At 70.6% G+C, this 25,553-nt stretch carries 23 protein-coding genes; 10 read left to right on the top strand and 13 right to left on the bottom strand.

Annotated features, from left to right (window positions below; translation table 11 throughout):
* Positions 1 to 36: 36 nt before the first annotated feature.
* Both KGA65_RS15500 and KGA65_RS15495 read right to left on the bottom strand, forming a co-directional pair.
* Complete coding sequence (locus KGA65_RS15500) at positions 37 to 876, bottom strand: PhzF family protein (RefSeq protein ID WP_225864006.1); 840 nt, start codon at positions 874 to 876, stop codon at positions 37 to 39.
* Positions 873 to 2,105, bottom strand: a complete 1,233-nt coding sequence (locus KGA65_RS15495; RefSeq protein WP_225864005.1) for an aminotransferase-like domain-containing protein — start codon at positions 2,103 to 2,105, stop codon at positions 873 to 875. The genes KGA65_RS15500 and KGA65_RS15495 overlap by 4 nt, the downstream gene beginning before the upstream one ends.
* A gap of 204 nt (positions 2,106 to 2,309) precedes the next feature.
* Between KGA65_RS15495 and KGA65_RS15490 the strand changes: the two genes are divergently transcribed.
* From KGA65_RS15490 to KGA65_RS15480, 3 genes are all read left to right on the top strand, one after another.
* Positions 2,310 to 3,701, top strand: coding sequence for an aminotransferase-like domain-containing protein (locus KGA65_RS15490; protein ID WP_225864125.1), 1,392 nt, complete (start codon positions 2,310 to 2,312; stop codon positions 3,699 to 3,701).
* Positions 3,702 to 3,899: 198 nt separating this feature from the next.
* A complete protein-coding gene (locus KGA65_RS15485) occupies positions 3,900 to 4,283 on the top strand; it encodes a hypothetical protein (protein WP_225864004.1) in 384 nt (127 codons plus the stop codon).
* A gap of 285 nt (positions 4,284 to 4,568) precedes the next feature.
* Complete coding sequence (locus tag KGA65_RS15480) at positions 4,569 to 4,949, top strand: hypothetical protein (protein ID WP_225864003.1); 381 nt, start codon at positions 4,569 to 4,571, stop codon at positions 4,947 to 4,949.
* 75 nt (positions 4,950 to 5,024) lie between these two features.
* Here the strand turns inward: KGA65_RS15480 and KGA65_RS15475 are convergent, their stop codons facing one another.
* From KGA65_RS15475 to kefF, 3 genes are all read right to left on the bottom strand, one after another.
* The gene (locus tag KGA65_RS15475; protein WP_225864002.1) at positions 5,025 to 6,995 is read right to left on the bottom strand and encodes an aminotransferase class I/II-fold pyridoxal phosphate-dependent enzyme; all 1,971 of its coding nucleotides are present in this window, start codon (positions 6,993 to 6,995) and stop codon (positions 5,025 to 5,027) included.
* Positions 6,996 to 7,105: 110 nt separating this feature from the next.
* Entirely contained in the window at positions 7,106 to 8,974 is a 1,869-nt protein-coding gene (gene kefC, locus KGA65_RS15470) for a glutathione-regulated potassium-efflux system protein KefC (protein ID WP_225864001.1), read from the bottom strand.
* A complete protein-coding gene (gene kefF / locus KGA65_RS15465) occupies positions 8,971 to 9,585 on the bottom strand; it encodes a glutathione-regulated potassium-efflux system oxidoreductase KefF (RefSeq protein WP_225864000.1) in 615 nt (204 codons plus the stop codon). The genes kefC and kefF overlap by 4 nt, the downstream gene beginning before the upstream one ends.
* Before the next feature lie 43 nt (positions 9,586 to 9,628).
* Between kefF and KGA65_RS15460 the strand changes: the two genes are divergently transcribed.
* Together KGA65_RS15460 and KGA65_RS15455 are read left to right on the top strand one after the other, a co-directional pair.
* The gene (locus KGA65_RS15460) at positions 9,629 to 10,249 is read left to right on the top strand and encodes a ParA family protein (protein ID WP_225863999.1); all 621 of its coding nucleotides are present in this window, start codon (positions 9,629 to 9,631) and stop codon (positions 10,247 to 10,249) included.
* 117 nt (positions 10,250 to 10,366) lie between these two features.
* On the top strand, positions 10,367 to 11,074 hold the full coding sequence (locus KGA65_RS15455; protein WP_225863998.1) for a response regulator transcription factor: 708 nt from the start codon (positions 10,367 to 10,369) through the stop codon (positions 11,072 to 11,074).
* A 9-nt stretch (positions 11,075 to 11,083) separates the two neighbouring features.
* Here the strand turns inward: KGA65_RS15455 and KGA65_RS15450 are convergent, their stop codons facing one another.
* The 3 genes from KGA65_RS15450 to KGA65_RS15440 all read right to left on the bottom strand — a co-directional run bounded on the left by KGA65_RS15450 (position 11,084) and on the right by KGA65_RS15440 (position 13,086).
* Positions 11,084 to 11,950: a segregation and condensation protein A gene (locus KGA65_RS15450; RefSeq protein ID WP_375142646.1), complete on the bottom strand. Its 867-nt coding sequence runs from the start codon at positions 11,948 to 11,950 to the stop codon at positions 11,084 to 11,086.
* Positions 11,951 to 12,045: 95 nt separating this feature from the next.
* Positions 12,046 to 12,249, bottom strand: coding sequence for a DUF3460 family protein (locus tag KGA65_RS15445; protein ID WP_225863997.1), 204 nt, complete (start codon positions 12,247 to 12,249; stop codon positions 12,046 to 12,048).
* Between the two features lie 51 nt (positions 12,250 to 12,300).
* On the bottom strand, positions 12,301 to 13,086 hold the full coding sequence (locus KGA65_RS15440; protein ID WP_225863996.1) for a GNAT family N-acetyltransferase: 786 nt from the start codon (positions 13,084 to 13,086) through the stop codon (positions 12,301 to 12,303).
* 98 nt (positions 13,087 to 13,184) lie between these two features.
* Between KGA65_RS15440 and KGA65_RS15435 the strand changes: the two genes are divergently transcribed.
* Positions 13,185 to 14,714 carry a CYTH and CHAD domain-containing protein gene (locus tag KGA65_RS15435; protein WP_225863995.1) on the top strand — a complete coding sequence of 510 codons (1,530 nt, stop codon included), beginning with the start codon at positions 13,185 to 13,187 and terminating at the stop codon, positions 14,712 to 14,714.
* A gap of 7 nt (positions 14,715 to 14,721) precedes the next feature.
* Here the strand turns inward: KGA65_RS15435 and KGA65_RS15430 are convergent, their stop codons facing one another.
* Positions 14,722 to 16,395, bottom strand: a complete 1,674-nt coding sequence (locus KGA65_RS15430) for a SulP family inorganic anion transporter (RefSeq protein ID WP_225863994.1) — start codon at positions 16,393 to 16,395, stop codon at positions 14,722 to 14,724.
* A gap of 190 nt (positions 16,396 to 16,585) precedes the next feature.
* Here KGA65_RS15430 and KGA65_RS15425 point away from each other — a divergent pair, with 190 nt between their 5' ends.
* The gene (locus KGA65_RS15425; RefSeq protein WP_225863993.1) at positions 16,586 to 17,200 is read left to right on the top strand and encodes a DNA-3-methyladenine glycosylase I; all 615 of its coding nucleotides are present in this window, start codon (positions 16,586 to 16,588) and stop codon (positions 17,198 to 17,200) included.
* Here KGA65_RS15425 and KGA65_RS15420 read toward each other — a convergent pair.
* From KGA65_RS15420 to metG, 4 genes are all read right to left on the bottom strand, one after another.
* Positions 17,197 to 18,195, bottom strand: coding sequence for a hypothetical protein (locus KGA65_RS15420; protein ID WP_225863992.1), 999 nt, complete (start codon positions 18,193 to 18,195; stop codon positions 17,197 to 17,199). The genes KGA65_RS15425 and KGA65_RS15420 overlap by 4 nt on opposite strands.
* Entirely contained in the window at positions 18,182 to 19,594 is a 1,413-nt protein-coding gene (locus KGA65_RS15415) for a hypothetical protein (protein WP_225863991.1), read from the bottom strand. Before KGA65_RS15415 ends, KGA65_RS15420 begins: the two co-directional genes overlap by 14 nt.
* 22 nt (positions 19,595 to 19,616) lie before the next feature.
* The gene (locus KGA65_RS15410) at positions 19,617 to 20,762 is read right to left on the bottom strand and encodes a hypothetical protein (protein WP_225863990.1); all 1,146 of its coding nucleotides are present in this window, start codon (positions 20,760 to 20,762) and stop codon (positions 19,617 to 19,619) included.
* A gap of 249 nt (positions 20,763 to 21,011) precedes the next feature.
* Entirely contained in the window at positions 21,012 to 23,057 is a 2,046-nt protein-coding gene (metG, locus tag KGA65_RS15405; protein ID WP_225863989.1) for a methionine--tRNA ligase, read from the bottom strand.
* A gap of 120 nt (positions 23,058 to 23,177) precedes the next feature.
* On the opposite strand from metG, the gene ypfH reads away from it, so the two are divergent.
* From ypfH to KGA65_RS15390, 3 genes are read left to right on the top strand one after another with little or no spacing between them, the layout of a single operon-like run.
* Positions 23,178 to 23,915 (top strand): esterase, encoded by a 738-nt coding sequence (gene ypfH, locus KGA65_RS15400; protein ID WP_225863988.1) that lies wholly within the window; start codon positions 23,178 to 23,180, stop codon positions 23,913 to 23,915.
* Between the two features lie 13 nt (positions 23,916 to 23,928).
* The gene (yaaA, locus tag KGA65_RS15395) at positions 23,929 to 24,714 is read left to right on the top strand and encodes a peroxide stress protein YaaA (protein ID WP_225863987.1); all 786 of its coding nucleotides are present in this window, start codon (positions 23,929 to 23,931) and stop codon (positions 24,712 to 24,714) included.
* Entirely contained in the window at positions 24,711 to 25,544 is an 834-nt protein-coding gene (locus KGA65_RS15390) for a 2OG-Fe(II) oxygenase (protein ID WP_225863986.1), read from the top strand. The genes yaaA and KGA65_RS15390 overlap by 4 nt, the downstream gene beginning before the upstream one ends.
* The last annotated feature ends 9 nt before the right edge of the window (positions 25,545 to 25,553 follow it).

Genomic DNA, 25,553 nt, shown 5'->3' with positions numbered 1-25,553 from the left:
CACGGACGCGGTCATCGCGCCCGTGGCGCCACCTGCTCAGAGCGTGACGCTGCCCTCGATCACGGTGGCCACGTCGCCGCCGATCCAGATCGTTGGTCCGTCGCAGTCCACATGCACCCGGCCGGCCCGGCCAAGCTGGGAGCCTTGGGCGGCCACATAGTGACGCGGGGCCAGGCCGGCCCCGATCAGCCACTGGGCCAGGCTGGCATTCAGGCTGCCGGTCACCGGGTCCTCGTCGATGCCGATCGGCGCCACGAAGCCCCGCACCTCGAAGGCAGTGTCCGCGCCGGCGGCCTGTGGCCCGACGACCCCGACCTTGGCCAGCGAGGCCAGGGCGACATGGTTGGGCCGCAGGGCGCGCACCGTCTCGGCGCTGTCGAGCAGCAGGCCCAGCCAGTTCGGCCCGTTGTCCAGCCACTGGGCCCGTAGCACCTGCCCGGCCGTCAGGCCCAGGGCCTGCAGCACCGCGGCCAAGCGGTCGGGCTCGACCTCGGCCATCCGGCAGGGCGGGGCGGCAAAAGCCAGCCGCGCGCCGCAACGGCGCACCCGCACCAGGCCGACTCCGCACTGCTGCACCACCTCGCCGGGCTGGCGGGGCTGGCCCCCGGCCTGCAGCCAGGCCTGGCAGCTGCCCAGGGTGGGGTGGCCGGCAAAGGGCAGCTCGCCGCCGGGCGTGAAGATGCGCACCCGGTAGTCGGCCGCCGGATCGGTCGGCGGCAGCAGGAAGGTCGTTTCGCTCAGGTTCGTCCAGCGGGCGAAGGCGGCCAGCGTGGCGTCGTCCAGTCCCTCGGCATCGTGCACCACGGCCAACGGGTTGCCCCGCAGCGGCGTGGCGGTGAAGACATCGAGCTGGCTGAAGCGGCGGGCCGTGCTCACGGGGTGCCCTTTTGCAGCGTGTCCTCCAGTTGGCGCCGCACCACGCGACCCAGCGCGGCCACCGCCTGGCGGATCTCGTCGGGCGTCAGCGTCACATAGGACAGGCGCAGCGTGCGCGGGTCGGGCTGCTGGGCATAGAAGGGCTCGCCCGGCACGAAGGCCACGCCCTCGGCCACGGCCTGAGGCAGCAGGTCCAACGCGCGGCAACCTGCCGGCAGGCGCACCCAGAAGAACATGCCGCCGCCGGGCTTCGTCCATTCGGTGCCGGCCGGCATTTCACGCTGCAGGGCCTCGGCCATCACATCGCGCTGGGCCTTGTAACGGGACCGGATGGTCGGGATGTGGCGGTCCAGGAAGCCGTCCTTCACCACCTCGTAGACGATGCGTTGGTTGAAGCCGGGCGTGTGCAGGTCGGCCGCCTGCTTGGCCTGCAGCAGCTTGGGCGCCAAATCGGGCGGGGCCACCACATAACCCAGGCGCAGGCCCGGGGCCAGCACCTTGGAGAACGAGCCCATGTAGGTCACGCCTTCCGGCCAGCGGGCGGCCAGCGCGGTTGGCGGTTCCTCGTCGAACCAGAGGTCGCCGTAGGGGTTGTCTTCCAGCAGCGGCACGCCGGCCTGGCGGGCCGCAGCGATGACGGCCTGGCGGCGCGCCTCGGGCATCAGCCGGCCGGTCGGGTTCTGGAAGTTGGGCAGCACGTACATGAAGCGCGTGCCCGGTGCATCGTGCGGCAGGCGGGCGATCGCCTCCGGCAGCGCGCCTTCGCCATCGCTGGCCACGCCGGCGAAGATCGGCTCGAAGGGGGTGAAGGCTTGCAGGGCACCCAGGTAGGTGGGCGTTTCCACGGCCACCGGCGCGCCGGCATCGACCATCACCTTGGCGACCAGGTCCAGGCCCTGTTGCGAACCGGTGGTCATCAGCACCTGCTCGGCCTTCACATGCTTCATGCCCTGGGCCTGCAGGCGGGCGGCCACCCACTCGCGCAGCGGGCCATAGCCTTCACTGGCGGCGTACTGCAGGGCAGCCTGCGGCTGCTCGGCCAGCACCCGGGTGGTGGCTTCGCGCATGGCCTCGACCGGGAAGCTGTCGGGGGCGGGCAGCCCACCGGCCAGCGACAGGACGCCGGGCTGCTCGGTGAGCTTGAGGATTTCGCGGATCACCGAGGGGTTGAGCCGCGCGGCCCGGCGCGCCATGCGCCAGGGGGAAGAGGACGGGGTCGGTTCGCTCATGCGTGAATCTCCGGGGGCGGCGTCCTCCGAACAGGAAGGTGGAAGCAGCCGCGAACCCACAGTGTAGGCCTGCAAGCAGTACAGTTGCAGTACAGTTTTCCGATGCACGATGGCTTCTGTACTGGCGGGTGAGGTGACACAGTGACGGGACGCGACGAGACGCCCTCCAATGGGTGGGGCGGGGCCGAGGCAGCCACAGGCACCCTGGCCCGCACCGCCGGCAGCACGCTGACGGAGCAGGTGGCCGAGCACTATGCCGAACGCATCCGCCAGCGCCTGCTGGCCCCGGGGGCGCGCCTGCCCTCGGTGCGGGACTGTGCACGCCGACACGGCGTGAGCCCGCACACGGTGGTGGCCGCCTACGACCAGCTGCTGGCGCAGGGCTTGGTGGAGGCGCGCCGCCAGCGCGGGTTCTTCGTGCGCGACCGGCGTGCGCCGGAGCCCCGGGCGGCGAGCCGGCCTCCCGCCGGTCCGCCCCTGCCGCCGGTGGACGCCACCGCGCTGATCCGCGGCATGTTCCACAGCGCGACCGACCAGCCCGCGCCGGGCTTGGGCACGCTGCCGCTGGACTGGCTGGACCCTTCGCTGCTCAACACCGCACTGCGCCGGGTGCTGGCCCAATCTGAGGGGGCCGCGGCGCTGCAGTATGGCCAGCCGGCCGGGGACAGGCGCTTGCGCGAGGCCCTGGCGCTGCGCCTGGGCGGCTTGGGCCTGCAGGCCTCGGCCGATCAGATCGTCACGTCGACCGGGGCCACCCACGCCCTGGACATCGTCTCGCGCGCGCTGCTGGCGCCCGGGGACGCGGTGCTGGTGGACGAGCCGGGCTGGGCGGTCGAGTTTGCCCGCCTCACCCAGCTGGGCATGCGGCTGTTGCCGGTGCCCCGCGGGGCCGACGGCCCCGACCTGGCGGTGCTGGACACGCTGGCCCGCGAGCACCGCCCCCGGTTGTACGTGACCGTCTCGGTGCTGCACAACCCGACCGGCAACTCGCTCACCCCCGCTGGGGCTTACCAGTTGCTGCGCCTGGCCGAGCAGCACGACTTCCGCGTCGTCGAGGACGATACCTATGGCGATCTGGCCCCCGCACACCTGCCGCGGCTGGCGGCGCTCGACGGCCTGCAGCGCACGCTCTACATCTCGGGCTTTGCCAAGACCCTCACGCCCGGTTGGCGGGTGGGTTACGTGGCGGCGCCGCCCAGCCTGATCGAGCGCCTGATCGACGTGAAGCTGCTGTCCACGCTGACCACGCCGGCCATCCTGGAACAGGCCCTGGCCTATTGCCTGGAGCAGGGCAGCCTGCGCCGCCATGTCGAACGGGTGCACGCCCGCCTCGATGCGGCCCGCCAGCGCGCGGTGCCGCTGGCGCTGGCCCACGGCTGCCGCTTTGTCACCCCGCCCCAAGGCCTGTTTGGCTGGGTGGACACGGGCGTGGACACCGAGGCCCTGGCGCAGCAGATGCATGACCAGGGTTGGCTGCTGGCGCCGGGGCATCTGTTCCATGCCACCCGCCGGCCCAGCACGCTGATGCGCATCAATTTCGCCACCAGCCAGGACGCGCGCTTCTGGCAGGCCTTCGATCAGGCCCGACGGCGCTGAGCCGACGCTGATCCCCCAAGAAGAAGGGGGGTCTGTTCGTCCGTCCTAGGGGGGATCTCGTTGGGTTTGGGGATGGCAGCGAGGGCGAAGCTCCTCACCATCACGGCACCGCTCGAAGTCGGTGTACGGCGTCGGCGGCTCCATGGTTCCGGTCATCCTGCCGGGGCCCCACGTACCGAGAACCTTGAGGACATCGCCATGAAACTCCAGCACATCCTTTTCGCGTCGACCCTCGCCCTGATCGGCACCGCGTCGGCCCAGGCCAGCAGCACGTTCACGGCCACCTTCGATGGCTACTGTGACGGCGTCAGCCTCACCATCGTCAACGGCGTGGCCTATGGCACCGAGACCGGCTGCGTGAGCGGCGTGGCCGTGGGCACCAAGGGCAGTGTCAAGAAGCAGGGCAAGGCCTACACGCTGAGCCTGCGCCACGCCCCCAAGACCATCTACGTGGTGGACATCGAGACCCCGACCTGGACCATCTACGCGGCTGATGGCTCGGTGGTGCAGACGGGCACCTACACCGTGGGTGAAACGCCGGTTGCCGGTCTGGCCCAACTGCCGGTGTCCGGCAAGCGCTGAGTTCCCGCGCCGGCCCTGGCCTGAGCACGGCCGGCAGGTTTGTCCTGCCGGCCGTCGTCGTTTTCGGCCGGGCGACGGCAGCAGGTGTCGTGCGCGACACCCCCAAGGCGAAGGGGGGCTGTCCCTTGTCCAGGGGGCGGCTCCCGCAGGTTTGCGGATTGGCAGTGGGCATCAAGCTCCGCACTATCAAGGCACCGCTCAAACACCGGTTCACGGCGTGGGCGGCGTCAGGGTTCCGGCCCGCTGGCCGGGGCCCCATGTACCCAGAACACTGAGGAAACCGCCATGAGACTCTCGCACACCCTTTTCGCTTCGGCCCTGGCCCTGATCGGCACCGCATCGGCCCAGGCCGGCACCTTCGCGGCCACCTTCGATGGCTACTGTGATGGCATCAGCGTCACCATCAGCAACGGCGTGGCCTACGGCACCGAAACCGGCTGCGTGACCGGCCCGGCCGTCGGCACCCGGGGCAGCGTCAAGAAGCAAGGCAAGGCGTTCACCCTGAGCCTGGCCCACCTGCCCAACACCATCTACGTGCTGAACACCGAGAACCAGACCTGGGCCATCTACCAGCCCGATGGTTCGATGCTGCAGTCAGGCACCTACACCGTGGGGGCGCCGCTGGCCGCAGGTCTGGCCCAGCTGCCGATGTCCGGCAAGCGCTGAGCGCCTGCACTCTCCCAACCTTGAGCACGGCCGGCAGGTGGGTCTGCCGGCCGTGTGCGTTTTCAGCGGTGGAATTCAGCGGCCGAGGGCTGGCAGCGCGGCCAGTTCCTCGGGCTTCAGCACCCGCAGGTGCCATTCGCCGTCGTGCAGGGCCAGGCCGTGCAGCTCGATGCTCTTCTGCGTCTGCAGCAGGCGCGCGAGGTAGGCGATGATGGCTGGCTCGATCACCTGGCCTGGCACCAGCACCGGGATGCCTGGTGGGTAGGGTACGATCTGGTCGCAGCAGACGCGGCCGGTGAGGGCCGGGTTGGGCAGGCCGCTGTCGTCGAGCACCGGCAGCTTTTCGCCGGCCTCGTAGAAGGCGTCGCGTGGCAGGCAGGCCAGGCGGGTGAAGCGCGGCGCCTCGGGCATGCGGCCGTAGGTCAGCGGCGGGCGGCGGTCCTTGGCCAGGCGCAGCATGGCGTCGAACAGGCGCGAGACCTTGCTGCGCGTGGTGCCGATGGTCAGCAGCAGCGTCAGCGTGTTGTGGGTGTTCTTCTCGACCTGGATGTTGTAGCGGTTGATCAGCTCGTCGCGCAGTTCGTCGGCGCTCCAGCCGCTGGCCGAGATGTCGATGGTCAGCTTGGTCGGGTCCAGCCGGATGCCGTCGTCCTTCACCTCGTCGGGCAGCAGGTCGTCGAGCTCCAGCACGCGGAAGGCGCCGGTGGCGTTGATCTTTTCGCGCAGCTCACGGGCGTAGCGCAGCGAGCGGTCCAGCAGCCGGTAGCCTTCCATCACCGCCTGCTTGCGCGCCACGTCCAGGCTGGCGATCAGCGTGTACTGCGGGCTGGTCGATGCGTGCATGTTGAAGTTCTCGCGGAACAGATGCTCGTCGAAGCCCGGGTCGTTCACGTGGATCATGCTGGCCTGCGAGAAGGCCGACAGCACCTTGTGCGTGCTCTGGGTGGCGTAGTCGGCGCCGCACTCCAGCGCGGTGGGCCGCAGCTCGGGGTGGAAGCGGGCGTGGCCGTACCAGGCCTCGTCGACGATGACCTTGATGCCTGCGGCATGGGCCAGCGCGATGATGGGCTTCAGGTCGTAGCGCAGGCCGTCGTAGGTGCAGCTGGTGAGGATCAGCACCTTGGCCTCGGGATGGGCCTCGATGGCCGCGCGGATGGTGGCCTGCGGCACGGGGCCGAACAGGCCGAAGTGGCGGTTCACCGAGCTGTCCAGGTAGACCGGCCGCGCGCCCGAGAGGATCACCCCGTGGTGCACGCTCTTGTGGCAGTTGCGGTCCAGCAGCAGGGTGTCGCCCGGGGCCAGCAGGCTCTGGAAGATCACCTTGTTGGAGGTGCTGGTGCCGTTGGTGGCGAAGTAGGTCTTGCGTGCGCCGAAAGCCTTGGCCGCCAGGCGCTGGCTCTGGGCGATCACGCCGGTGGGGTGCAGCAGCGAATCGAGTTCCGGCACGCTGACCGAGAGGTCGGCGCGCAGCATCTCCTCGCCGACGAAGTCGTAGAAGTCGCCCACCCAGGGGCTGCCCTTGAAGGAGTCGCCGCCGCCGTGGCCGGGGGTGTGCCAGCTGTCCTTGGCCTGGGCCACGTAGTCGCGCAGCGCGTCGTAGAAGGGCGTGTCGGCCTTCTCGGCCACCTCGGCGGCCAGGATGCGGAACCAGCCGTGGAAGTCCAGCTCGCTGCGGAAGAAATATCCGTCCACCGCGTCGCTGGCCAACTGCTCGACCAGCAGCTTGTCGCTGTCGTCCTCCAGCAGCATGTAGAGCGAGAGCTCGGGGCGGGCCTCGATGATCTGCTGGGCGGTGCGCACCGCGCGTTCGCGCTGGCGGGTGTCGGCGTTGCGCTCGCCGTGGTCGATCAACACCACCTGCAGGTCGGCACCCTTGGCCTCGGTGGACAGCACCGCCTGCAGGGCCTGCTCGTCGCAGGAACAGCTCAGGGCCCTCAGGCCATAGGGGTTGTCCAGCCGCTCGGCGGCGGCGTTGAGCCCTCCGACCACGGCGTCGCGCCAGGTTTCGTCGGCGCTGACCACCAGCACCTGGGTGACGGGCTTCATCAAAGACAACTCCTACAACAGGGGTGTGGCGGCCGCTTCATCGGGCCGCAGGGCAAACGTCCAGTGTAGCGAGGCTGATGCCGAGAAAGATTCGGTCTGAACGTCTGTGCCTAGGGGGCGAATCCGGTGCCCTCGGGTTCGGTCCCGGCGCGCTGGCGGGCTTGCACCTGGGCTTCCCGTTCTTGGGCGAACAGCGCTTCCAGTTGCTGGCGACCGGTCTTGGCCATGGCCATCAGGCGGGCTTCGTCGCCGTAGTGCGGCGCCATCTCGTGCAGCTGGGCGAGGTTGTGGCGCCGAAAACGCTGGGCCAGTGTGCGGGCCTGGTAGGGCCGCAAGCCCAGCGTCTCCAGCACACTGCGCCCGCTCATCAGGGCCGAGTCCAGCGTCTCGCGCTCGATGTGCGGCACGCCGCGCCGGTTCAGTTCGTACCAGTGCTGGGCATTGCGGGCCCGGGCCACCAGCGTCAGGTGCGGGAAATGCTGCTGGGCCAGGTCCACGATGGCCAGGCTCTGCGCCATGTCGTCCACCGCCACCACCAGGACCCGGGCCTGGGCGGCCCCGGCCATGCGCAACAGGTCCAGGCGCTGGGCATCGCCGTAGAACACCCGCCAGCCGAACTTGCGCAGGCTCTCAACCTGATCGGCATCGTGTTCCAGCACCGTGGCCCGCAGGCCGCCGGCATGGAGCAGCCGGCCGACGATCTGCCCGTAGCGGCCGAAGCCGACGATGATGACCGGGGCGTCCTGTTCCTCGCTGAGCTCGCTCATCGGCGCCTGGGCGCGGCGATCAGCGCTGCGGCGGGCGGCCACCCGGTCGGCCAGCAGCAGCAGCACCGGCGTGAGCAGCATGGTCATGGCCACCACCGCGATCAGCAGCGAGGCTGTGCGTGCGTCGATCACCCCGCGCTGCTGGGCCGCCTGGAAGACGACAAAACCGAACTCCCCGCCCTGGGCCAGCAGCACGATGAAGACCGGCCGCTCGCCCAACGGAATGGGCATGACCCGCGCCATCACCCACAGCACCAGGGCCTTCAGGCCCAGCACCGCCACCACCAGGGCCAGCACGATGAAGGGCCGGTGCAGCACCACCGAGAAGTCGATGCTCATGCCCACCGCGATGAAGAACAGGCCCAGCAGCAGGCCCTTGAAGGGCTCCAGATCGGTCTCCAGCTCGCGGCGGTATTCGCTCTCGGCCAGCAGCACGCCGGCCAGGAAGGCGCCCAGGGCCATCGACAGGCCCACGGCCTCCATCAGCGCGGCGGTGGCCACCACCAGCAGCAGCGCGGCGGCGGTGAAGATCTCCGGCGTCTTGCTGCGGGCGATCCAGCGCAGGGCCGGGCGCAGCAGCAGGCGGCCGCCCAGCACGATGCCGCCGATCACGGCCACCGCCTTCAGGGCGCCGACCCAGCCCTGGCCTGCGTGGTGCTGGCCCGCCATCAGCGGCACGATGGCCAGGATGGGAATGGCCGCGATGTCCTGCAGCAGGGCCACGCTCAGCACGCTGTGGCCGGAGGTGGTGCCGGTCAGGTTGCGCTCGGCCAGCACCCCCAGGCCGATGGCGGTGGAGGAGAGCGCCAGACCCAGTGCGACGACCAGGCCCAGGTGCCAGTCCACGCCGGCCAGCATGGCCACGCCGGTCATCAGCGCCGCCGAGGCCAGCAACTGCACGCTGCCCCAGCCGAAGATGGGCCGGCGCAGGGCCCAGAGCCGGCGTGGCTCCAGCTCCAGCCCGACCAGGAACAGCATCAGCACCACGCCGAACTCGGCGAAGTGCAGCATGTCCTGCGCATCGGTCACCAGGGCCAGGCCCCAGGGGCCGATCAGGATGCCGGCGGCCAGGTAGCCGATGATGGCGCCCAGCCCGGCCAGCCGGGCCAGCGGCACGGCCAGCACGGCGGCACCCAGGTAGACCAGGCTTTGCAGCAGCCAGCCGTGGCTGAGCGGGGCGGCGGCATGGGGCAGGGCGTCGGCAGGCGTCATGGGGCGGCGCGGTGGGGGCGGTCGACGGCCGGAATCTCGCAGCCGGGTTGGGGGGGGAGGTCTTCCAGCTCGGGCCAGAAAGGGTAGCGGGACAGCCGGTCGGCGAACAGCGCGGCATGCCGGGCCACCACACCGTCGCCGACGCGGTGAGCGCCATGCAGCACCAGCGGCGGCAGGAAGCGCATGCCGGCCACCTGGGCCGTCTGCGCCATCGGGGCCCAGAAGTCGTCGATGAAATGCTGGTTGTGGCCGGCCGGGTGGTAACTGGCCTCGGTGCCGCCGGTGCTGACCACCAGCCACAGGTCCTTGCCTTCCAGGGCCGCGCCGCCCATGCCATAGGCCCAGCCGAAGCCGAACACCTCGTCCAGCCAGAGCTTGAGCAGGGGCGGCATGCTGTACCAGTGGAAGGGAAACTGCCAGACCACCAGGCGGGCCTCGGCCAGTGCTGCCCGCTCCGCCGCGGTGTCGATCAGGTAGTCGGGGTAGAGCGCGTAGAGGTCACGCACCTGGACACGCTCGGCCGGCTGGGCCTGGGCGGCCTGCATCAGGGCCAGGTTGACGCGGGAATGTTCGAGGCGGGGATGGGCGGTGAGGATGACAATTTCGGCCATGCGCTCGCTACCATACCTTGGTTTGCAGCAGGCAGGAGCAAGGATGCGAGTCATTGCCGTCGCGAATCCCAAGGGCGGGGTGGGCAAGAGCACGCTGGCGACGAACCTGGCCGGTGCGCTGGCCCAGCCAGGCCAGGCCGTGGCGCTGGGGGACCTGGACCGACAGCAGTCGGCGCGCCAGTGGTTGGCGTTGCGGCCGGCATCGGTGACACCGATCCAGGGCTGGCGGCTGGACGACGCGGGCGACCTGGCCGCGCCGCCCCAGGTCGACTGGGCCGTGGTGGACACGCCGGCCGGCCTGCACGGCAAGAAGCTGCGCGCGATGATGGCCCATGTGGACCATGTGCTGATCCCGCTGCAGCCCAGCCTGTTCGACATCCAGGCGATCCACGGTTTTCTGCAGGAACTGGCCGAGCTGACGTTGGCGCACCGTCCGCGTGTGGGTCTGGTGGGCATGCGCGTGAAGGAACACACCATCGCGCAGGACCGGCTGCAGGAGTTCTCCGCCACGCTGCAGGCCCCGATGCTGGCCACGCTGCGCGACACGCAGAACTATGTGCACCTGGCGGCGCAGGGCCTGACGCTCTGGGACGTCACGCCCAGCCGGGTCGAACGTGACCTGGATCAATGGGCTCCCTTGTTGCGGTGGTGCCGAACTGCTTGAAACCGGTCTTTCTCCACGAGATGCGGATGCACCGGGCACAGCGTTTCCTTACACTGTCGGCACAACAACAAATTTCAGGGGTGTGCGCCGTGGGCGAGGCCCCTGGCGCTGGGAGCCATGGACGTTCTGCTGGCCGACAATCATCCCCTGATCCTCTGGGCCTTTCAGGCCATGTTGGAGGAGATCCAGCCTGGCGTGTCGGTCACGTCGGTGAGCACCCCGGCCGCGGTGCGTGAGGCGGTGGCGGCCCAGCCGAGCCGCTTCGGGTTGCTGCTGCTGGACCTGCAACTGGGTGATCCGGCCAGCGGCTATGAGCTGCTGGCCGATCTGCGGATGCAGCATCCGGAGTTGCCGGTGGTGGTGGTCTCCGCGACCAACCATCCGGCGGATGTGATCCATGCCATCGACCTGGGCGCGAGTGGCTACCTGCCCAAGCGGCTGAGCACCACGGCCTTGGCCGATGCGCTGCGGCTGGTGCTGGAAGGGGGCATCTTCGTGCCCCCGATGGGCCCGTCCGAATCCACGGCCGCGGTCCCGGCGTCGGCCTCGGCCGGCCCGGAGACCTACCAGACCTTGCCTTCCTTCGAGGCCCTGGGGCTGACGCCGCGCCAGGCCGATGTGCTGGGCCTGCTGCTGCAGGGCAAGCCCAACAAGGAGATCGCCCGCCGCCTGGGCCTGTCGGTCGAGACGGTGAAGGACCATGTGCAGGCCGTGCTGCGGGCCCTGGGGGTCAATTCGCGCACCCAGGCGGTGCTGGCGGTCAACCAACTCGCCGTGGGCCGGCGGATGGGGCCGATGACGGTCGGGGTGGGCGGTTCGCGCTGAGCGCGGGGCTCAGGTGGGCTGGTAGGCCAGGCGCACGTAGATCGGCGCGAAGGCCTCGGCCTGGGTGATCTCCAGCAGGCGCTCGCGGGCCAGCTCCAGCATCGCGATGAAGGTCACCACCATCACCGGGGGCCCCTGGCTCACATCGAACAGTTCCTCGAACTCGACGTAGCGTTCGTTCTGCAGGCGGCGCAGCACCACGCTCATGAACTCGCGCACCGAGAGCTGTTCGCGCGTGATGCGGTGGTGCTGGTTCAGCTTGGCGCGGCGCAGGATGTCGCGCCAGGCCTCCTGGATGTCCACCAACGACACCTCCGGGAAGCGGGGCTGCAGCGACTGCTCGACGTGGATCTGCGCCCGCAGGAAGTCCCGTCCCATCACCGGCAGCCCGTCCAACCGGGCCGCCGCCAGCTTCATCTGTTCATATTCCAGCAGCCGGCGCACCAGCTCGGCCCGCGGGTCCTCGGGCTCCTCGCCGTTCTCGCTGGGCTTGGGCGGCAGCAGCATGCGCGACTTGATCTCGATGAGCATGGCCGCCATCAGCAGGTAATCGGCGGCCAGTTCGAGGTTGTGTTCGCGGATCTGGTCGACGTAGGTCAGGTACTGCCGCGTGACATCCGCCATCGGGATGTCGAGGATGTTGAAGTTCTGCTTGCGAATCAGGTAGAGCAGCAGATCCAGCGGCCCCTGGAAGGCTTCCAGGAAGACCTCCAGCGCATCCGGCGGGATGTAGAGGTCGTTGGGCAGCGAGAACAGCGGCTCGCCATACAGGCGCGCCACCGCCACGCCATCCACGGTGGCCGGGGTGTCCACCTCGGGCGCCACGGGCGGGGGCAGCTCGGTGGGCGCCGCGGTGGTGTCGGCGGCGCTCGGCAAGCCTTCGCCGCCTGGGCCGGGGGCCCCGGGGGCCGGGCTGGCGGGGACGGGCTCGCTCACGGCGTCAGGCTCAGGCCGCGCAGGGACGGGGCGGCTCAGTGGCCGCGGGTCTGGTAGACGTAGGGCTGTTGTGGCACCCGGGCGGCCTTGAATTCGGTCGCGTCTTCGCGGTCCTGCGGGCGGTCCCACAGCAGGCCGCGGCCAGCGCGCTGCTCGGCTTCCAGCGTCGGGCGCTTGGCCTTCATCTCGTCGATGAACTGGGTGATTTCGGACTTGTAGGGCTTCCAGAACAGCGGCATGGCAGCAAGGTGCGCCTGGCAGCGCACCGGGTTCGACTGAAAACGGTGATTCTACCGGGGCGCCTGCCCGGCCGCCGGGCCGATCCGGTACCAGTAGCGGTAGGCCGGCACAAAGCCCAGCTGCGCGTAGAGCGCCCGCGCGGCGGTGTTGGCCTCCAGCACCTGCAGGTAGGCGTGGTGGGCCCCCTGGGCGGCTGCCCAGTCCAGCAGCTGTCCACAGAGCGCGCGGGCCAGGCCTTGCCGGCGGGCGGCGGGGTGGGTGGCGATGTCGAACAGGCCGGCCCAGCCCTGGTGCAGCACCGCCAGGCCGCAGCAGAGAGGATCTTCGGCCGGCCACACCGCGGGCGCACAGGGCCCTTGGATGGCCTGCAGCATGGCCAGGTGGGTGGCCTGCTCCGGGCCCAGCTTGCCGGACAGGTGCTGGAAGGCGGCCAGCCAGACGGGCCAGGGCCGCAGTGCGGGGGCCGGCGCCGGGAGGGGCGGCGGCACCAGGGGTTTCCACAGCACCCAGGACGGATCCTGCCGTGTGTAGCCCCGCTGGGCCAGCTGCGCATCCAGGGCGGGCTGGGGGCCGGGCTCGGTGAGCCGGAAGATCGTCGGCAGCCCCCGGTCCCGGTAGTGGGCTTCGATGGCGTCCAGGTCGACGTTGCTCAGCGCCTGTGCGCCGGGCCCGGCGTTGGCCGAATTGGCGCGGCGGGTGTAGCCGCGGGCCGTGCGCAGCCGCCAGCCGGCGTGTTCGTGCTCTTCCAGCGCGGGCCAGGCGGCCCAGGCCGCAGCCTCCAGGCGCTGCCAGGTGGCCGGTTCGATGGACCGGGGTGCGGTGGGAGACGGGGGCATGGCGGTATGGTAGCGGGGCCGTGGTGTCATCCTGGCGGCGCCTGCGCGCGGGCAGAATCGGTGTCTTCTTTTCCGGCCGTCCCCCAGAAAGCCCCATCGTGTTCGAGATCGAGTTGAAGTTCCAGGTCCCGGCCGCCGCCCGGGACGCCGTGCGCCGTGCCGTGGGCACCGCCAGCGCCCGCCAGCAGCGGCTGCGGGCCCAGTACCTGGACACCCCCGACCGACGCCTGGCCCGCGCGCGCGCGGCGCTGCGTCTGCGTGACGAGGGCGCCCATTGGGTGCAGACCTTCAAGGCCGAAGGCGAAAACCCGATGGCGCGCCTGGAGCATGAGGTGGTGCTGCCCCCTGGCACCGAGCCGCCGGCGCCGGATCTGGCCCGCCACCAGGGCACGCCCGCTGCCTCAGCGCTGGCCCGCGCGCTGGGCATGGCAGTGTTGTCCGGCGACGGCCAGGCCCAGGGGCTGGGTCTGCATTTCGAGACCGACATCCGCCGCCTCAAGCGTGTGGTGCGGGTGCCGGGGGGGATGGTGGAGCTGGCCTTCGATGAAGGAACCATCCGCGCGGGTGGCCGGGAGTGGCCGGTGTGCGAGCTGGAGTTCGAACTGGTGCGTGGCGAGCCGGCGGTGCTGCTGGCGCTGGCCCGGCGCTGGGTGGCCCGCCACGGTCTGTGGCTGGATGTGCGCAGCAAGGCCGAGCGCGGCCACCTGCTGGCCAGTGGCCGCTGGGCGTCGCCGCCCACCCGGGGGGAGGCGGCGACCCTGCGCAAGCGCTTGTCGCCCGAACAAGGCCTGCAGCGTCTGCTGCGCAGTGCGCTGACCCAGGTGCTGGCCAATGGGGCCGTGCTGGCCGACGGGGACCTGCCCGCGTTGCCCGAGGGCGCCGAGTACCTGCACCAGTGCCGCATCGGGCTGCGCCGCCTGCGCACCGTGCTGCAGGCGCTGCCGCTGCCGGCCTCGGCGGCCCGCCGGCCCGATGCGGCCTGGGAGCCCCGGCTGGGCGAGGTGTTCCGGGCTCTGGGGATGCAACGCGACCACGATGCCCTGGCCCAGGCGGTGTTGCCGGGGTTGCAGGCTGCTGGCGCGCCTTGGGTCGACGCACTGTCGACGCCGCCGACTGGGGGGCTGCTCCCTGGCGAATGCCTGCGCAGCCCGGGCTTCAACACGCTGCTGCTGGACCTGCTGGGCTTCGTTCAGACCCCGCTGTCACCGGCCACGCCGGATGCAGAGGCGGCCTCGCCCCGCTCGCTGCGCCGCTGGCTGCGGAGCTGCCTGGCCCCCCTGCAGCAGCAGGTGCAGCGGGACGCGCAGCAGTATGCAACGCTGGACGATGCGGCCAGCCACCGCCTGCGCCGTCGCATCAAGCGCCTGCGCTACGGGCTGGAGATGAGCGCCAGCCTGTGGCCGGCCAAGGCCCTGGCGCGGCAGCTGGCGGTGCTGGGCCGGGCTCAGGACGCCCTGGGGCACGACCACGACCTGGTGCTGGCCCAGGCCCTGTTCCGGGACGCGGCCGCTCGCGAACCCCAGGCCTGGTGGGCCGTGGGCTGGCTGCAGGCGCAGCGCGCGCCGCAGCAGGCGCTGTGCGCCCAGGTGCTGCGCGAGCTGGCCCGCACCGAACCCGCCTTCGACTGACGCAGGTTCAGCGCGCCCAGGCGGCCGCCAACGTGGCGGGCAGGTGTTCGCGGCCCAGCTCGTCGGCAAAGCCGGAACGCTCCAGCAGCGACAAGGGCTGCTCGTTGGCCTCGGCCAGGTCCAGCGTGATGCCGCTGCGCTGCAGCTGGTGCCACAGCACGCGCAGCGCCTCCAGGCCCGAGGTGTCCATGGACACCAGCCGGCGCAGGTCCAGCACCACGCGCCGGGTGCCGGGCGACAGCTGGGCGGGCAGGGCTTCCAGCTTGTCGACCGCGCCGAAGAACAGCGCGCCGTAGAGCTCGAACACCTGCACGTCGGCAGGCGCCTGGGGTGCCGCGGTGGGCCGCACCTGGAACAGCGAGCCCATGCGCAGGATGAAGAAGGCGCAGGCCGACACCAGCCCGACTTCCACCGCGACCGTCAGGTCAAAGACCACGGTCAACACGAAGGTGCCCACCAGCAGCAACCGGTAAGGCCAGCGGAAGTGGCGCAGCCGGGTGAACTCGCGCCACTCGCCCATGTTCCAGGCCACGAACAGGAGGATGCCGGCCATGGCCGCCAACGGAATGCCGGCCGCCAGCGGCGCCGCCACCAGCACGATGACCAGCAGTGTGGCCGCGTGGACCATGCCGGCCAGCGGGGTGCGGCCCCCGGCGCGTACATTGGTCACGGTGCGCGCCACGGTGCCGGTGGCGGGAATGCCGCCGAAGAACGGCGTCACCAGGTTGGCCACGCCCTGGGCCATCAGTTCCTGGTTGGGGTCGTGGCGGGGGAGATCGGCCGCGTTGTCCGCCACCCGGGCGCACAGCAGCGATTCGATCGCGCCCAGCAGGGCGATCGTCACGGTGGGGATGAAGAGCTGTTTCACGCCCTCCCAGGAAAAGGACGGCAGCGCGAACTGGGGCAGGCCCTGAGGAATGCCGCCAAAGCGGCTGCCGATGGTCTCCACCGGCAGGTGGAAGGCGCTGGTCAGCAGGGTGGCGCCTGCCAGGGCCACCACCGTGCCGGGCAGGTGGGCGGCGCCACGCAACAGGCGGTGGCGCCAGCCCAGCCGGATGCCCACCGGCATGGTGTAGCTTTTGGGCCAGGCCACCACCAGCACCAGGCAGCCCAGGCCCAGCGCCAGGGCCCAGGGGTTGAGCTGGCCCAGGTGCTGGGCCAGCGTGCCCAGTTGGGCGAAGAAGTCGCCCGGCATCTTGGCGATCGGCAGGCCCAGGAAGTCCTTCAGCTGCGACAGGCCGATCAGCACCGCGATGCCGTTGGTGAAGCCGATCACGATGGACACCGGGATGAAGCGCACCAGCGCGCCCAGCTTGAACAGGCCCATCAAGAACAGCAGCACCCCGGCCAGCGAGGTGGCGATCAGCAGGTTGGCCAGGCCGTAGCGGTCGACGATGCCGTAGACGATGACGATGAACGCCCCGGCCGGCCCGCCGATCTGCACGTTGGAGCCGCCCAGGGCGGAGACCAGAAAGCCCGCGATGATCGCGGTGAACAGCCCGGCTTCGGGCTTGACGCCGGAGGCGATGGCAAAGGCCATCGCCAAGGGCAGGGCAACGATGCCCACGGTGAGGCCCGCGCCCAGATCGGCGACGAGCTGATCCCGGCTCAGACCCTTGAGAGCGGTCAGGGCGCGGGGACGGAAAGGCTGCAGCGCAGCCCGCAAGGTGGCAAGCGGCATGGACGCTCCGGAACAAAGAGGGAACACAGGTTGGCCAGGACCTGCGCCGGAGGACCGCAGTGGTGCAGGCGCACGAAGAAGCTGCGCCGCCGCGAGAGGCGGCGGACCTGCGACACTTCGTGGGCATGCGGTGGAGGCATGGGGTGATTGTCCGCGCCTGGACCACCGCGTCACAAGGGGGAAAGACACGATGAGCGCCACTGACCAAGCCGCCGACGGCCAACTGCGCTGCCGCTGGTGCCTGGCCACGCCGGAGTACCTGGCCTACCACGACACCGAATGGGGCTTTCCGGTGGCGGACGACCGCCGCCTGTTCGAAAAGCTGTGCCTGGAAGGGTTCCAGTCGGGCCTGAGCTGGCGCACCATCCTGGCCAAGCGCGAAAACTTCCGCGCCGCCTTCGATGGCTTCGACTTCCATGCCATGGCCCGCTACGGCGAGGCCGAGGTGGCCCGGCTGCTGGCGGATGCCGGCATCGTGCGCCACCGCGGCAAGATTGAGGCGGTGATCCACAACGCCCGCTGCGCACAGGCCCTGGCCGAGGAGGCGGGCTCGCTGGCGGCCTACTTCTGGCGCTACGAACCGGTGGCCGAGGCCCTGGCCACGCCGCAGACGGTGTCGGTCTCGCCCGAGTCGATCGCGCTGTCCAAGGACCTGAAGAAGCGCGGCTGGAAGTTCGTCGGGCCGACCACGGTCTATGCCTTCATGCAGGCCATGGGCCTGGTCAACGACCATGCCGAGGGCTGTGTGACCCGTGCCGAGGTGGCACGGGCCAGAACCGGGTTCCAGCGACCGGGGCTGGCCTAACCCCGGCGGGCGACCTCTTGCGCGGCCCGCCGCAGGCCATGGGCCGTGGTCAGGGTCCGGCTGGTCCAGCTGAGCACGCGCACCACCTGCCCCTGCGGGCGACCCATGGGCATCTGCAGCCAGGGGCTGGCCGGCCAGGCGCCGTCGTCCTGCTGCAGGGCCAGCAGCGCGGTGCCGGGCGTGCCGGTGACGGCCAGGTCCAGGGCGCTGGTGGGCGGCGGCGACTGGCGCAGAAAGTCGCGCGCGGCCTGGGCGGCTGGCGCTTGCGGGGCCAGGGCCTCGAACAGGTCCAGGACCAGCCGGGTGGGGTAGTGGGCACCGGCGTACCAGGGCGTTCGCCAGGCGCCGTCGGCCGCTTGCTGCGCGGCCAGCCAATCCAGCGGGGCCGAGGGGCCCCAGGTGTCGGCGTCGAGCCGCCACATCGTGGTGTAGAAGCGCGCCAGCACGTCGGCATCGGCGGTGTGGCCCCAGTGCAGGCGCACGCCCCGCTGCATGGCCTCTCGGCGTGCGGGCGGGTCGGCGTCGCTCATCAGGAAGGTCGGGATGCAACCTTCGTCCGTGCGCTGCTGCCGGGCCAGCGCCAGGGCCGGGGCGGCCAGGGGCAGGTGCTGCGGCGCGGCACGGGCCAGCAGCGACAGCACCGCGGCCAGCGTGTCCAGGTCGGGGGGAAGCTCCGGCAGGTCGGGGAAGTAGCTCCAGCCCCCGGCGCAGTCGGCCAGCCGCTGGGCGGCCACCTGCTCGGCCAGCCCGGTGGCGAGGGCCTGCAGCGCCGGGTCGCCGCCCAGCGCCTCGGCCGCGTCGAGCAGCAGGCCGCCCAGGATGGCCAGCGAAAAGACCCGGCCTTCGTGCTGCTCGCGGGCGCCGCCAAAGCCGGCCTGGTGCGGAAAGGTCATGCGGTGGCCGGCCTCCGGGAAGCCGGCCTCGGCCTCGCGCAGCAGGTGCTGCCGTGCCCGCTGGTGGGCCTGTGTCCAGGCGGTGGCCTCAGGGCAGGACACTGAAGCCGCCGCTGAGCGTGGCCGTGACCAGCGGCGCCGGGCCGAAGGTGACCGTGACGTCGCGGGCCCCCTGCGGCGCCGCGGCGGTCAGGGTGAGGTCACAGCTCATCGAGGTGCTGCTGGCCACGACCGGCATGCTGGCGCTGACCCCCAACCCGCTGACATTGACCGTGTGCAGGGCCGCGGCGGGGTTGAAGCCCGTGCCGGTGAGGGTGACAGTGACGGTGCTGCCGCGCGTGCCCGTGTTGGGGCTGACGCTGCTGAGGGTCAGGGCGATCGGGATCAGGTCGGCGCAGGTCTCGCTCTTGGGCGGGTCGATGGCCTCGAACCCCAGCTTGCCCGCCACCCCGGCCGCGCCGGGGCTGCCCTTGACCGTGCTGCCCGAGCCCAGCGGGTCGGGCACGCCCGGGTTGCCGGCCTGGCCGTCGTGGGCCTCCTCGCAGGCGCTGGTTTTCTTGCCGCGGTTGCCGACGCGCACGCCGGCCCGGCCGCCGCGCGCGCCGTTGCCCGGCGAGCCGCCTTTGCCGCCGCCATTGATGTAGCTGAACTGGCCGGATTTGAAGATGCCGCCGGCGGCGATGTTGGCTGCGCTGCTGATGACGTAGATGTCGCCCGCATCGCCACCATGGCCGCCATTGCCCCCGGGGCCGCCGTTGCCGCCATCGCCCGCATTGCCGCCGTTGCCGGGCGGGCGCTCGCAGGAGTCGCCCCAGACGCTGTCATCGGTGGAGCCGTCCCGGCCGCCCATGCCGTTGCCACCGCGCCCGCCGTCCTGGCCATCTCCACCGTCGCCGCCGACCTGGCCGTTCCAGTCCACCGTCAGGTGGCTCACGGGGTTGGCGAATTCGACCTCCAGCGCCACGATGTTGAGAACCGGGCGCTGCTCGCGGTTCTCCAGGTTCAGGGTGCGTTGGCCACGGCTGCCGCTTTGGCCTGTGGCGCCGTCGCCGCCGCGGCCGCCGCTCTTGCCATCGTTGCCCTGCCCCTGGTCACTCCATTGGTTGGATTCAAAGGACGCGCCATCGGCCGCGGGGGTGGGGGCGTTCTGGCCATCGGCGGCCGTCTGCAGCCGGCCCAGCCAGGTGATGACGTTGTTGCCGTCGTAGGTCTTGCCCGGATCGGTCGGCCGGCAGGGGTTGAGCTCCTTGGGGGCGCTGCCGCCCTGGATGTAGAGCTTGCGGCAGATGACGTTGTAGTTGTCGTGGTAGGTGTCGCGTTCCCTCGGGGCGAAGACGATCTGCCCACCGTCGAGGAATTCGATGGTGTCGTAGACGAAGCACTGGTCTGTGACCAGCAGCATCGAGTTGATCGTGACCGTGCCGCGGGCACCGGTGGTCGGATCGAACTGGGAGGTCACGGGAACCGTGCAGGTCTTGCAGACTGCGGGCATCTGGGCCATGGGGTGCTCCTCGGTGGAGGTTTCAGGTGTCGACGTGCCGCGGGGCCCCGCGGTGGGGTTGCCAAGACCGTTCCGGGGCAAGCGCCAACCCACGGGACGACAGGAATGCACAGCAGAACTGGTGCAGCGACAGCAGCCGAGCCAGCGCCGACTGGAGCTCGCGCAGGGCGAGGGGGCCGCCGAGCGCGGTGCTCAGCAGCGGCAGCAGCTCCGGGCTGTGCCGCGCCAGATCGGGACGCACGGGCTGCTCCGGGCGCAGAAAGGCGATGTCCTGACCCTCGGCGGCGCGGTGCCAGACCATCGCCAGCCGCACCAGCGCGTAGGCCCAGAAACGCAGGTAGTACACCGCCGCCTCGGGTTGGCCTTGCGCGACCATCTCGCGGGCGACGGCCAGGCGCCAGGCCAGTTCCTCGGCGGACAGGTGGTAGGCGTACTCGGCCCGCGTGACGTCCCGCATGGCCTCGGGCCAGCGGGGCTGGGCGTAGCGTTCGCTCACCTGGGCGTGCAGGGCGCGCACGGCGGTCTCTGCCTCGGCCGGGTCACTGTCCAGCCGCAGGGTGTTGACCATCTGGTCACGGAGGGCGGCACCGCAGGCCTGTTCGATGGCCGGCAGGTGCGCGAACGGCCGGGTGAAGATGTTGGGGCAGCCGAGCCGGCTGGCATCGGCCAGCGCGGCCAGGCAGCTGGCATGCGCCATCTGCAGCCAGAACAGCGCCAGGGGCGGCTCGTCCCAGGTGACACCGATCTCGCGCACCGTGAGGTGGCCGATGTCCAGCAGCACCTCAATGCGCTGCCGATGCACCGCCGGCTGGTACAGACGGTCTTCAAAGGCCTGACGGCAGGGCAGGGCGTCGCCGGTCACATCCCACAGCAGCCGGGCACTCTTCAGACGGTGCGCGGCCAGCCCGGCCGCGGCCAGACGCTCGGGCTGCGAGAGCCAGGCCGCGGGGTACCAGGCCAGGTCGATGGCCGTGCCGTCGGGCGCGAACCGTCGCTCCGGTCGGAAGCCGGGCACGTCGCCGAAGACCATCAGGTCCAGATCGACCTGGGACAGCCAGGCGTCGTCCGCCAGCGCTTCCCGCAGGAAGGCAGCCCGAAAGCGCCCCGCCAGCTGCGATGACAGCCATTGCAGCGCCGGCGTTTCCCTCTGACACTGTGCAGCACCCATGGCAGTCTGCGCGGTCTCGCTGGAAGCGGAAGATGGCGCGTATGCTTGGGCCCGCGGCGGCGGGCGTCAACTCCCATAAACAGGTGATAGTGCCCAACGCGCCCGCACCATCCGTCGGCTTGAGGAACCCGGAGGCGGCCCGCGCCGACCCCCGCATGGTTGCTGTGCGCATCACCCAGCGGCGGCGCTGGCGCCGCCGGGGGCACCCGCCGCCGGCGATGCCCGGCGCGGGCTGAGGGACGCCGGGGCTCAGCGCACCCGCATGCCCGGTTGGGCGCCGGGGAAGGGCTCCAGCACGAAGATGCCGGGGTGGGCCTTCTCGTCGGCGTGGCTGGCGGCCAGCACCATGCCTTCGCTGACGCCGAACTTCATCTTGCGCGGGGCCAGGTTGGCCACCATCACGGTCAGCTTGCCTTCCAGGTCTTCCGGCTTGTAGGCGCTCTTGATGCCGCTGAAGACGTTGCGCGTCTGGCCTTCGCCCACGTCCAGCGTCAGGCGCAGCAGCTTGTCGCTGCCTTCCACCGCCTCGGCCTTGACGATCTTGGCGATGCGCAGGTCGACCTTGCTGAAGTCGTCGATCTTGATCTCGGGGGCCAGCTCCTCGCCACCCGGGATGAGCTTGGGCGCGGGCGGCGGCGCCAGCAGTTCGTCGAGCAACTGGGCGTCAACACGCTGCATCAGGTGCTGGTAGGTGCCGATGGTGTGGGCGCCCAGCGCGCGCTCGATGTCCTCGAAGTTCATCGGCGCGACCTGCAGGAAGGCCTCGACCTTCTCGGCCAGGGCCGGCAGCACCGGCTTCAGGTAGATGGTCAGCAGACGGAAGGCTTCGATGCAGGTGCTGCAGACGTCGTGCAGCGCCGCCGCGTTCTCCGGCTTCTTGGCCAGCTCCCAGGGCTTGTGGGTGTCCACGTACTCGTTGACCTTGTCGGCCAGGGCCATGACCTCGCGCAGGGCCTTGCCGTACTCGCGCTCTTCGTACAGCTCGGTGATGGCGGGCCGCTGGGCGCGCAGCGCGTCCAGCAGGGCGCGGCCTTCCACGCCCAGGTCGGCCGAGAGCGTGCCCTCGAAGCGCTTGCTCAGGAAGCCGGCCGCGCGCGAGGCGATGTTGATGTACTTGCCCACCAGATCCGAGTTGACCCGGGCGACGAAGTCCTCGGGGTTGAAGTCGATGTCCTCGACCCGGCTGTTGAGCTTGGCGGCGATGTAGTAGCGCAGCCACTCGGGGTGCAGGCCCAGGTCCAGGTACTTCAACGGGCTGATGCCGGTGCCGCGGCTCTTGCTCATCTTCTGGCCGCCGTTGACCGTGATGAAGCCGTGCACGTTGATCTTGTCGGGCGTCTTGCGGCCGCTGAAGTGCAGCATCGCCGGCCAGAACAGGGTGTGGAAGTAGGTGATGTCCTTGCCGATGAAGTGGATCTGCTCCACCGCCGGGTCGGCGAAGAAGGCGTCGTAGTCGATGCCCTTCTTGCCGAAGTAGTTCTTCAGCGAGGCCAGGTAGCCGATCGGGGCGTCCAGCCAGACGTAGAAGTACTTGCCCGGCGCGTCCGGGATCTCAATGCCGAAGTAGGGCGCATCGCGGCTGATGTCCCAGTCGCCCAGGCCACCCTGGCCCTCTTCGTCCTTGGTGAACCATTCCTTGATCTTGTTGAGCACCTCGGGCTGCAGGCGGCCGGGCGTGCCGGTCCACTGTTCCAGGAACTCGACGCAGCGCGGGTCCGAGAGGCGGAAGAAGTAGTGGTCCGAGGTCTTGAGCACCGGCGTCGCGCCCGACAGGGCCGAGTACGGGTTCTTCAGCTCGGTGGGGGCGTAGACCGCGCCGCAGACCTCGCAGGAGTCGCCGTACTGGTCGGCCGCGCCGCACTTGGGACATTCGCCCTTGATGAAGCGGTCGGGCAGGAACATGCCCTTCTCGGGGTCGTAGAACTGCTCGATCAGCTTCACGTCCACTAGGCCGGCGTCGCGCAGCGCGCGGTAGATGTCCTGCGCGAGCTGGTGGTTCTCCGGGCCGTCGGTGGAGTGCCAGTTGTCGAAGGCGATGTGGAAGCCGTTGAGGTACTTCGACCGGCCGGCGGCCACCTGGGCCACGAACTGCTGCGGCGTGATGCCGGCCTTCTCGGCGGCGATCATGATCGGCGCGCCGTGCGCATCGTCGGCGCCGACGAAGTGCACCTCCGACCCTTGCATGCGCTGGAACCGCACCCAGATGTCGGCCTGGATGTACTCCATCATGTGCCCGATGTGGAAGGGCGCATTGGCGTAGGGCAGGGCGGTGGTGACGAAGAGCTTGCGGGTCATGTCTGGGGCGTGTCGCGTCGAAACAGCCATTTTAGGTTTGTCGCTCCGGCGCTGCAGCGGGGGCCCGCAGGCATGGCCCCAGCCCCCACTCGGTTCCCGCGGCCCGGAGACAATCGCGCCATGAGCAAGACTTTGCAATGGCTACCGGCCCAGGGGGCGCCCGCGCAGCTGATGGTGCTGCTGCACGGTGTGGGCGACAGTGCTGCGGGCATGGCCCCGCTGGCCGCCCATCTGCAGCGGGCCTTTCCGCAGGCGGCCATCGTGGCGCCGGATGGTTTCGAGCCGCTGGATGTGGACTCTTCCGGCCAGGCGCGGCAGTGGTTCTCGCTGCGGGACGTGACCGAGGCCAACCGGCCGGAACGGGTGGCGGCCGCGCTGCCGGCCCTGGCCAACTGGCTGCGCCAGACCCAGCAAGCGCTGGGGGTTGGCGAGGCGGCCACTGCGCTCTGGGGCTTTTCCCAGGGGGCCATCATGGCGTTGGAGCTGGCACAGGCCCACGATGGCCTGGCCGGCCGGGTGCTGGCCTTCTCCGGCCGTTATGCCGCGCTGCCCAGTGTGGCACCGGCCCTGACGACGCTGCATTTCCTGCATGGCGAGGCCGATCCGGTGATCCCGGTGGCGCACGCCCGGGCCGCCATCGACCGGCTGGCCGAACTGCAGGGCGATGCAACGATCGACATCGCCGAAGGCGTGGGCCACGAGATCAACGGCCACCTGCTGAACTGCGCCCTGCACCGGCTGACCAGCCACATCCCGCACCGCACCTGGGCCGAAGCCCTGGGCGCCGCCCCGGCCCGGCCGCGCGCCGGTGTGCCCGGCGCGGCCGACGACGCCGACGAAGACACCTGTTCGCCCTGAGCCTGACGACGACATGCTGTTCCTGATTTCGCCTGCCAAAACCCTGGATTACGAGACCCCCGTGCCGCCCGAGGTGGCGGCCCTGGCCAGCCGGCCCCGCTTCGTCAAGGAAGCGGCCACCCTGATCGACGTGCTCAAGACCAAGAGCGTGCAGGAGGTGGCCTCGCTGATGGACCTGTCCGACCCGCTGGCCCAGCTCAACGTGGCCCGCTACGGCGCCTGGTCCACGCGCTTCACCGAGCGCAACAGCAAGCCCGCGGTGCTGGCCTTCAATGGGGATGTCTATGAGGGGCTGGACGCGGCCAGCCTGTCGGTCGACGACCTGGGCTGGGCCCAGCAGCACCTGGTGATCCTCTCCGGTCTGTACGGTCTGCTGCGGCCGCTGGACCGGCTGCAGCCCTACCGGCTGGAGATGGGCATCCCGCTGGCCACGCCCGGCGCGAAGAACCTGTATGGCTACTGGGGTGACAGGCTCAGCCGAACCCTCAACGAGCAGTTGGGCGAGGGGCCGGCGCCGGTGGTCGTCAACCTGGCCTCGCAGGAGTACTTCAAGGCCGTGGACCGCAAGGTGCTGCAGGCGCGGGTGGTGGACTGCGTGTTCGAGGACTGGAAGGGCGGCCGCTGGAAGGTCATCAGCTTCCACGCCAAGCGGGCCCGTGGCCTGATGGCCCGGTTTGCGATCCAGCACCGCATCACCCAGGTGGCGGCGCTGCAGGGGTTTGCCAGCGAGGGCTATGGCTTCGACGCCGCCGCCTCCGACCCCGACCGGCTGGTGTTCCGGCGCAAGGACGCCGCATGAGCTCGCAGACCGTGACGCCGGAGCTGCGCGACTGGATACGCGAGCAGCTCCAGGCCGGCTGCCGGACAGACGACGTGCTGCAGGCCATGCAGGCCAGCGGCTGGGAGCGGGCCATCGCCCTGGCGGCGCTGCAGGGCATGTTGCAAGACGTGGAAGGTGACGAGGCGGGGCCGGACGGCATGCCGCACATCGAGCTGTCCACTGCGCCCAACCGGCTGGTGCTGCCGGACCGCACCGTGGACGTGCTGGCGACGCTGGCCCTGCCACGGGTGGTCGTGCTGGGCGGCTTTCTGTCCGACGAGGAATGCGACGGTCTGGTGGCCTTGGCCAACAGCCGCCTGGCCCGTTCCGAGACCGTGGTGGCCGATACCGGGGGCAGCGAGGTCAACAGCGCCCGCACCAGCGAAGGCATGTTCTTCGAGCGTGGCGAGAGCGCGCTGTGCGAGCGGATCGAGGCGCGCATCGCCGCACTGGTCCACTGGCCGGTCAGCCATGGCGAGGGCCTGCAGGTGTTGCGCTACCGGCCGGGGGCCCAGTACCTGCCGCACCACGACTACTTTGACCCGCACCAGCCGGGGGCCAGCACCATCCTCTCGCGTGGCGGGCAGCGCCTGGCCACGCTGGTGATGTACCTGAACACGCCCGACGGGGGCGGCGCCACCACCTTCCCGGACGTGGGGCTGGAAGTGGCGCCCATCAAGGGCCATGCGGTGTTCTTCAGCTACCCGCGGCCGGACGCCGCCACCCGCACGCTGCACGGCGGTGCGCCGGTGCAGGCGGGCGAGAAGTGGGTGGCCACCAAGTGGCTGCGTCAGCGCGAGTTCCGCTGAGACCTGCGT

The organism is Ideonella benzenivorans, from assembly GCF_020387415.1.
In the GTDB taxonomy this organism is placed as follows: Bacteria; Pseudomonadota; Gammaproteobacteria; order Burkholderiales; family Burkholderiaceae_C; genus Ideonella; species Ideonella benzenivorans.
Note: the sequence above shows the minus strand (reverse complement) of the source record. Positions and strands in the feature narration are given on the sequence as shown.

What these genes read in the sequence shown, in the direction of transcription:
- KGA65_RS15485 (WP_225864004.1), top strand. Translation starts at nt 3,900, where the DNA reads ATGAAACTCCAGCACATCCTTTTCGCGTCGACCCTCGCCCTGATCGGC.
- KGA65_RS15415 (WP_225863991.1), bottom strand. Translation starts at nt 19,594, where the DNA reads ATGGCCCAGATGCCCGCAGTCTGCAAGACCTGCACGGTTCCCGTGACC.
- yaaA (WP_225863987.1), top strand. Translation starts at nt 23,929, where the DNA reads ATGCTGTTCCTGATTTCGCCTGCCAAAACCCTGGATTACGAGACCCCC.
- KGA65_RS15460 (WP_225863999.1), top strand. Translation starts at nt 9,629, where the DNA reads ATGCGAGTCATTGCCGTCGCGAATCCCAAGGGCGGGGTGGGCAAGAGC.
- KGA65_RS15430 (WP_225863994.1), bottom strand. Translation starts at nt 16,395, where the DNA reads ATGCCGCTTGCCACCTTGCGGGCTGCGCTGCAGCCTTTCCGTCCCCGC.
- KGA65_RS15440 (WP_225863996.1), bottom strand. Translation starts at nt 13,086, where the DNA reads ATGCCCCCGTCTCCCACCGCACCCCGGTCCATCGAACCGGCCACCTGG.
- KGA65_RS15410 (WP_225863990.1), bottom strand. Translation starts at nt 20,762, where the DNA reads ATGGGTGCTGCACAGTGTCAGAGGGAAACGCCGGCGCTGCAATGGCTG.
- KGA65_RS15495 (WP_225864005.1), bottom strand. Translation starts at nt 2,105, where the DNA reads ATGAGCGAACCGACCCCGTCCTCTTCCCCCTGGCGCATGGCGCGCCGG.
- KGA65_RS15475 (WP_225864002.1), bottom strand. Translation starts at nt 6,995, where the DNA reads ATGAAGCCCGTCACCCAGGTGCTGGTGGTCAGCGCCGACGAAACCTGG.
- KGA65_RS15480 (WP_225864003.1), top strand. Translation starts at nt 4,569, where the DNA reads ATGAGACTCTCGCACACCCTTTTCGCTTCGGCCCTGGCCCTGATCGGC.
- ypfH (WP_225863988.1), top strand. Translation starts at nt 23,178, where the DNA reads ATGAGCAAGACTTTGCAATGGCTACCGGCCCAGGGGGCGCCCGCGCAG.
- KGA65_RS15445 (WP_225863997.1), bottom strand. Translation starts at nt 12,249, where the DNA reads ATGCCGCTGTTCTGGAAGCCCTACAAGTCCGAAATCACCCAGTTCATC.
- KGA65_RS15455 (WP_225863998.1), top strand. Translation starts at nt 10,367, where the DNA reads ATGGACGTTCTGCTGGCCGACAATCATCCCCTGATCCTCTGGGCCTTT.
- kefC (WP_225864001.1), bottom strand. Translation starts at nt 8,974, where the DNA reads ATGACGCCTGCCGACGCCCTGCCCCATGCCGCCGCCCCGCTCAGCCAC.
- kefF (WP_225864000.1), bottom strand. Translation starts at nt 9,585, where the DNA reads ATGGCCGAAATTGTCATCCTCACCGCCCATCCCCGCCTCGAACATTCC.
- KGA65_RS15390 (WP_225863986.1), top strand. Translation starts at nt 24,711, where the DNA reads ATGAGCTCGCAGACCGTGACGCCGGAGCTGCGCGACTGGATACGCGAG.
- metG (WP_225863989.1), bottom strand. Translation starts at nt 23,057, where the DNA reads ATGACCCGCAAGCTCTTCGTCACCACCGCCCTGCCCTACGCCAATGCG.
- KGA65_RS15425 (WP_225863993.1), top strand. Translation starts at nt 16,586, where the DNA reads ATGAGCGCCACTGACCAAGCCGCCGACGGCCAACTGCGCTGCCGCTGG.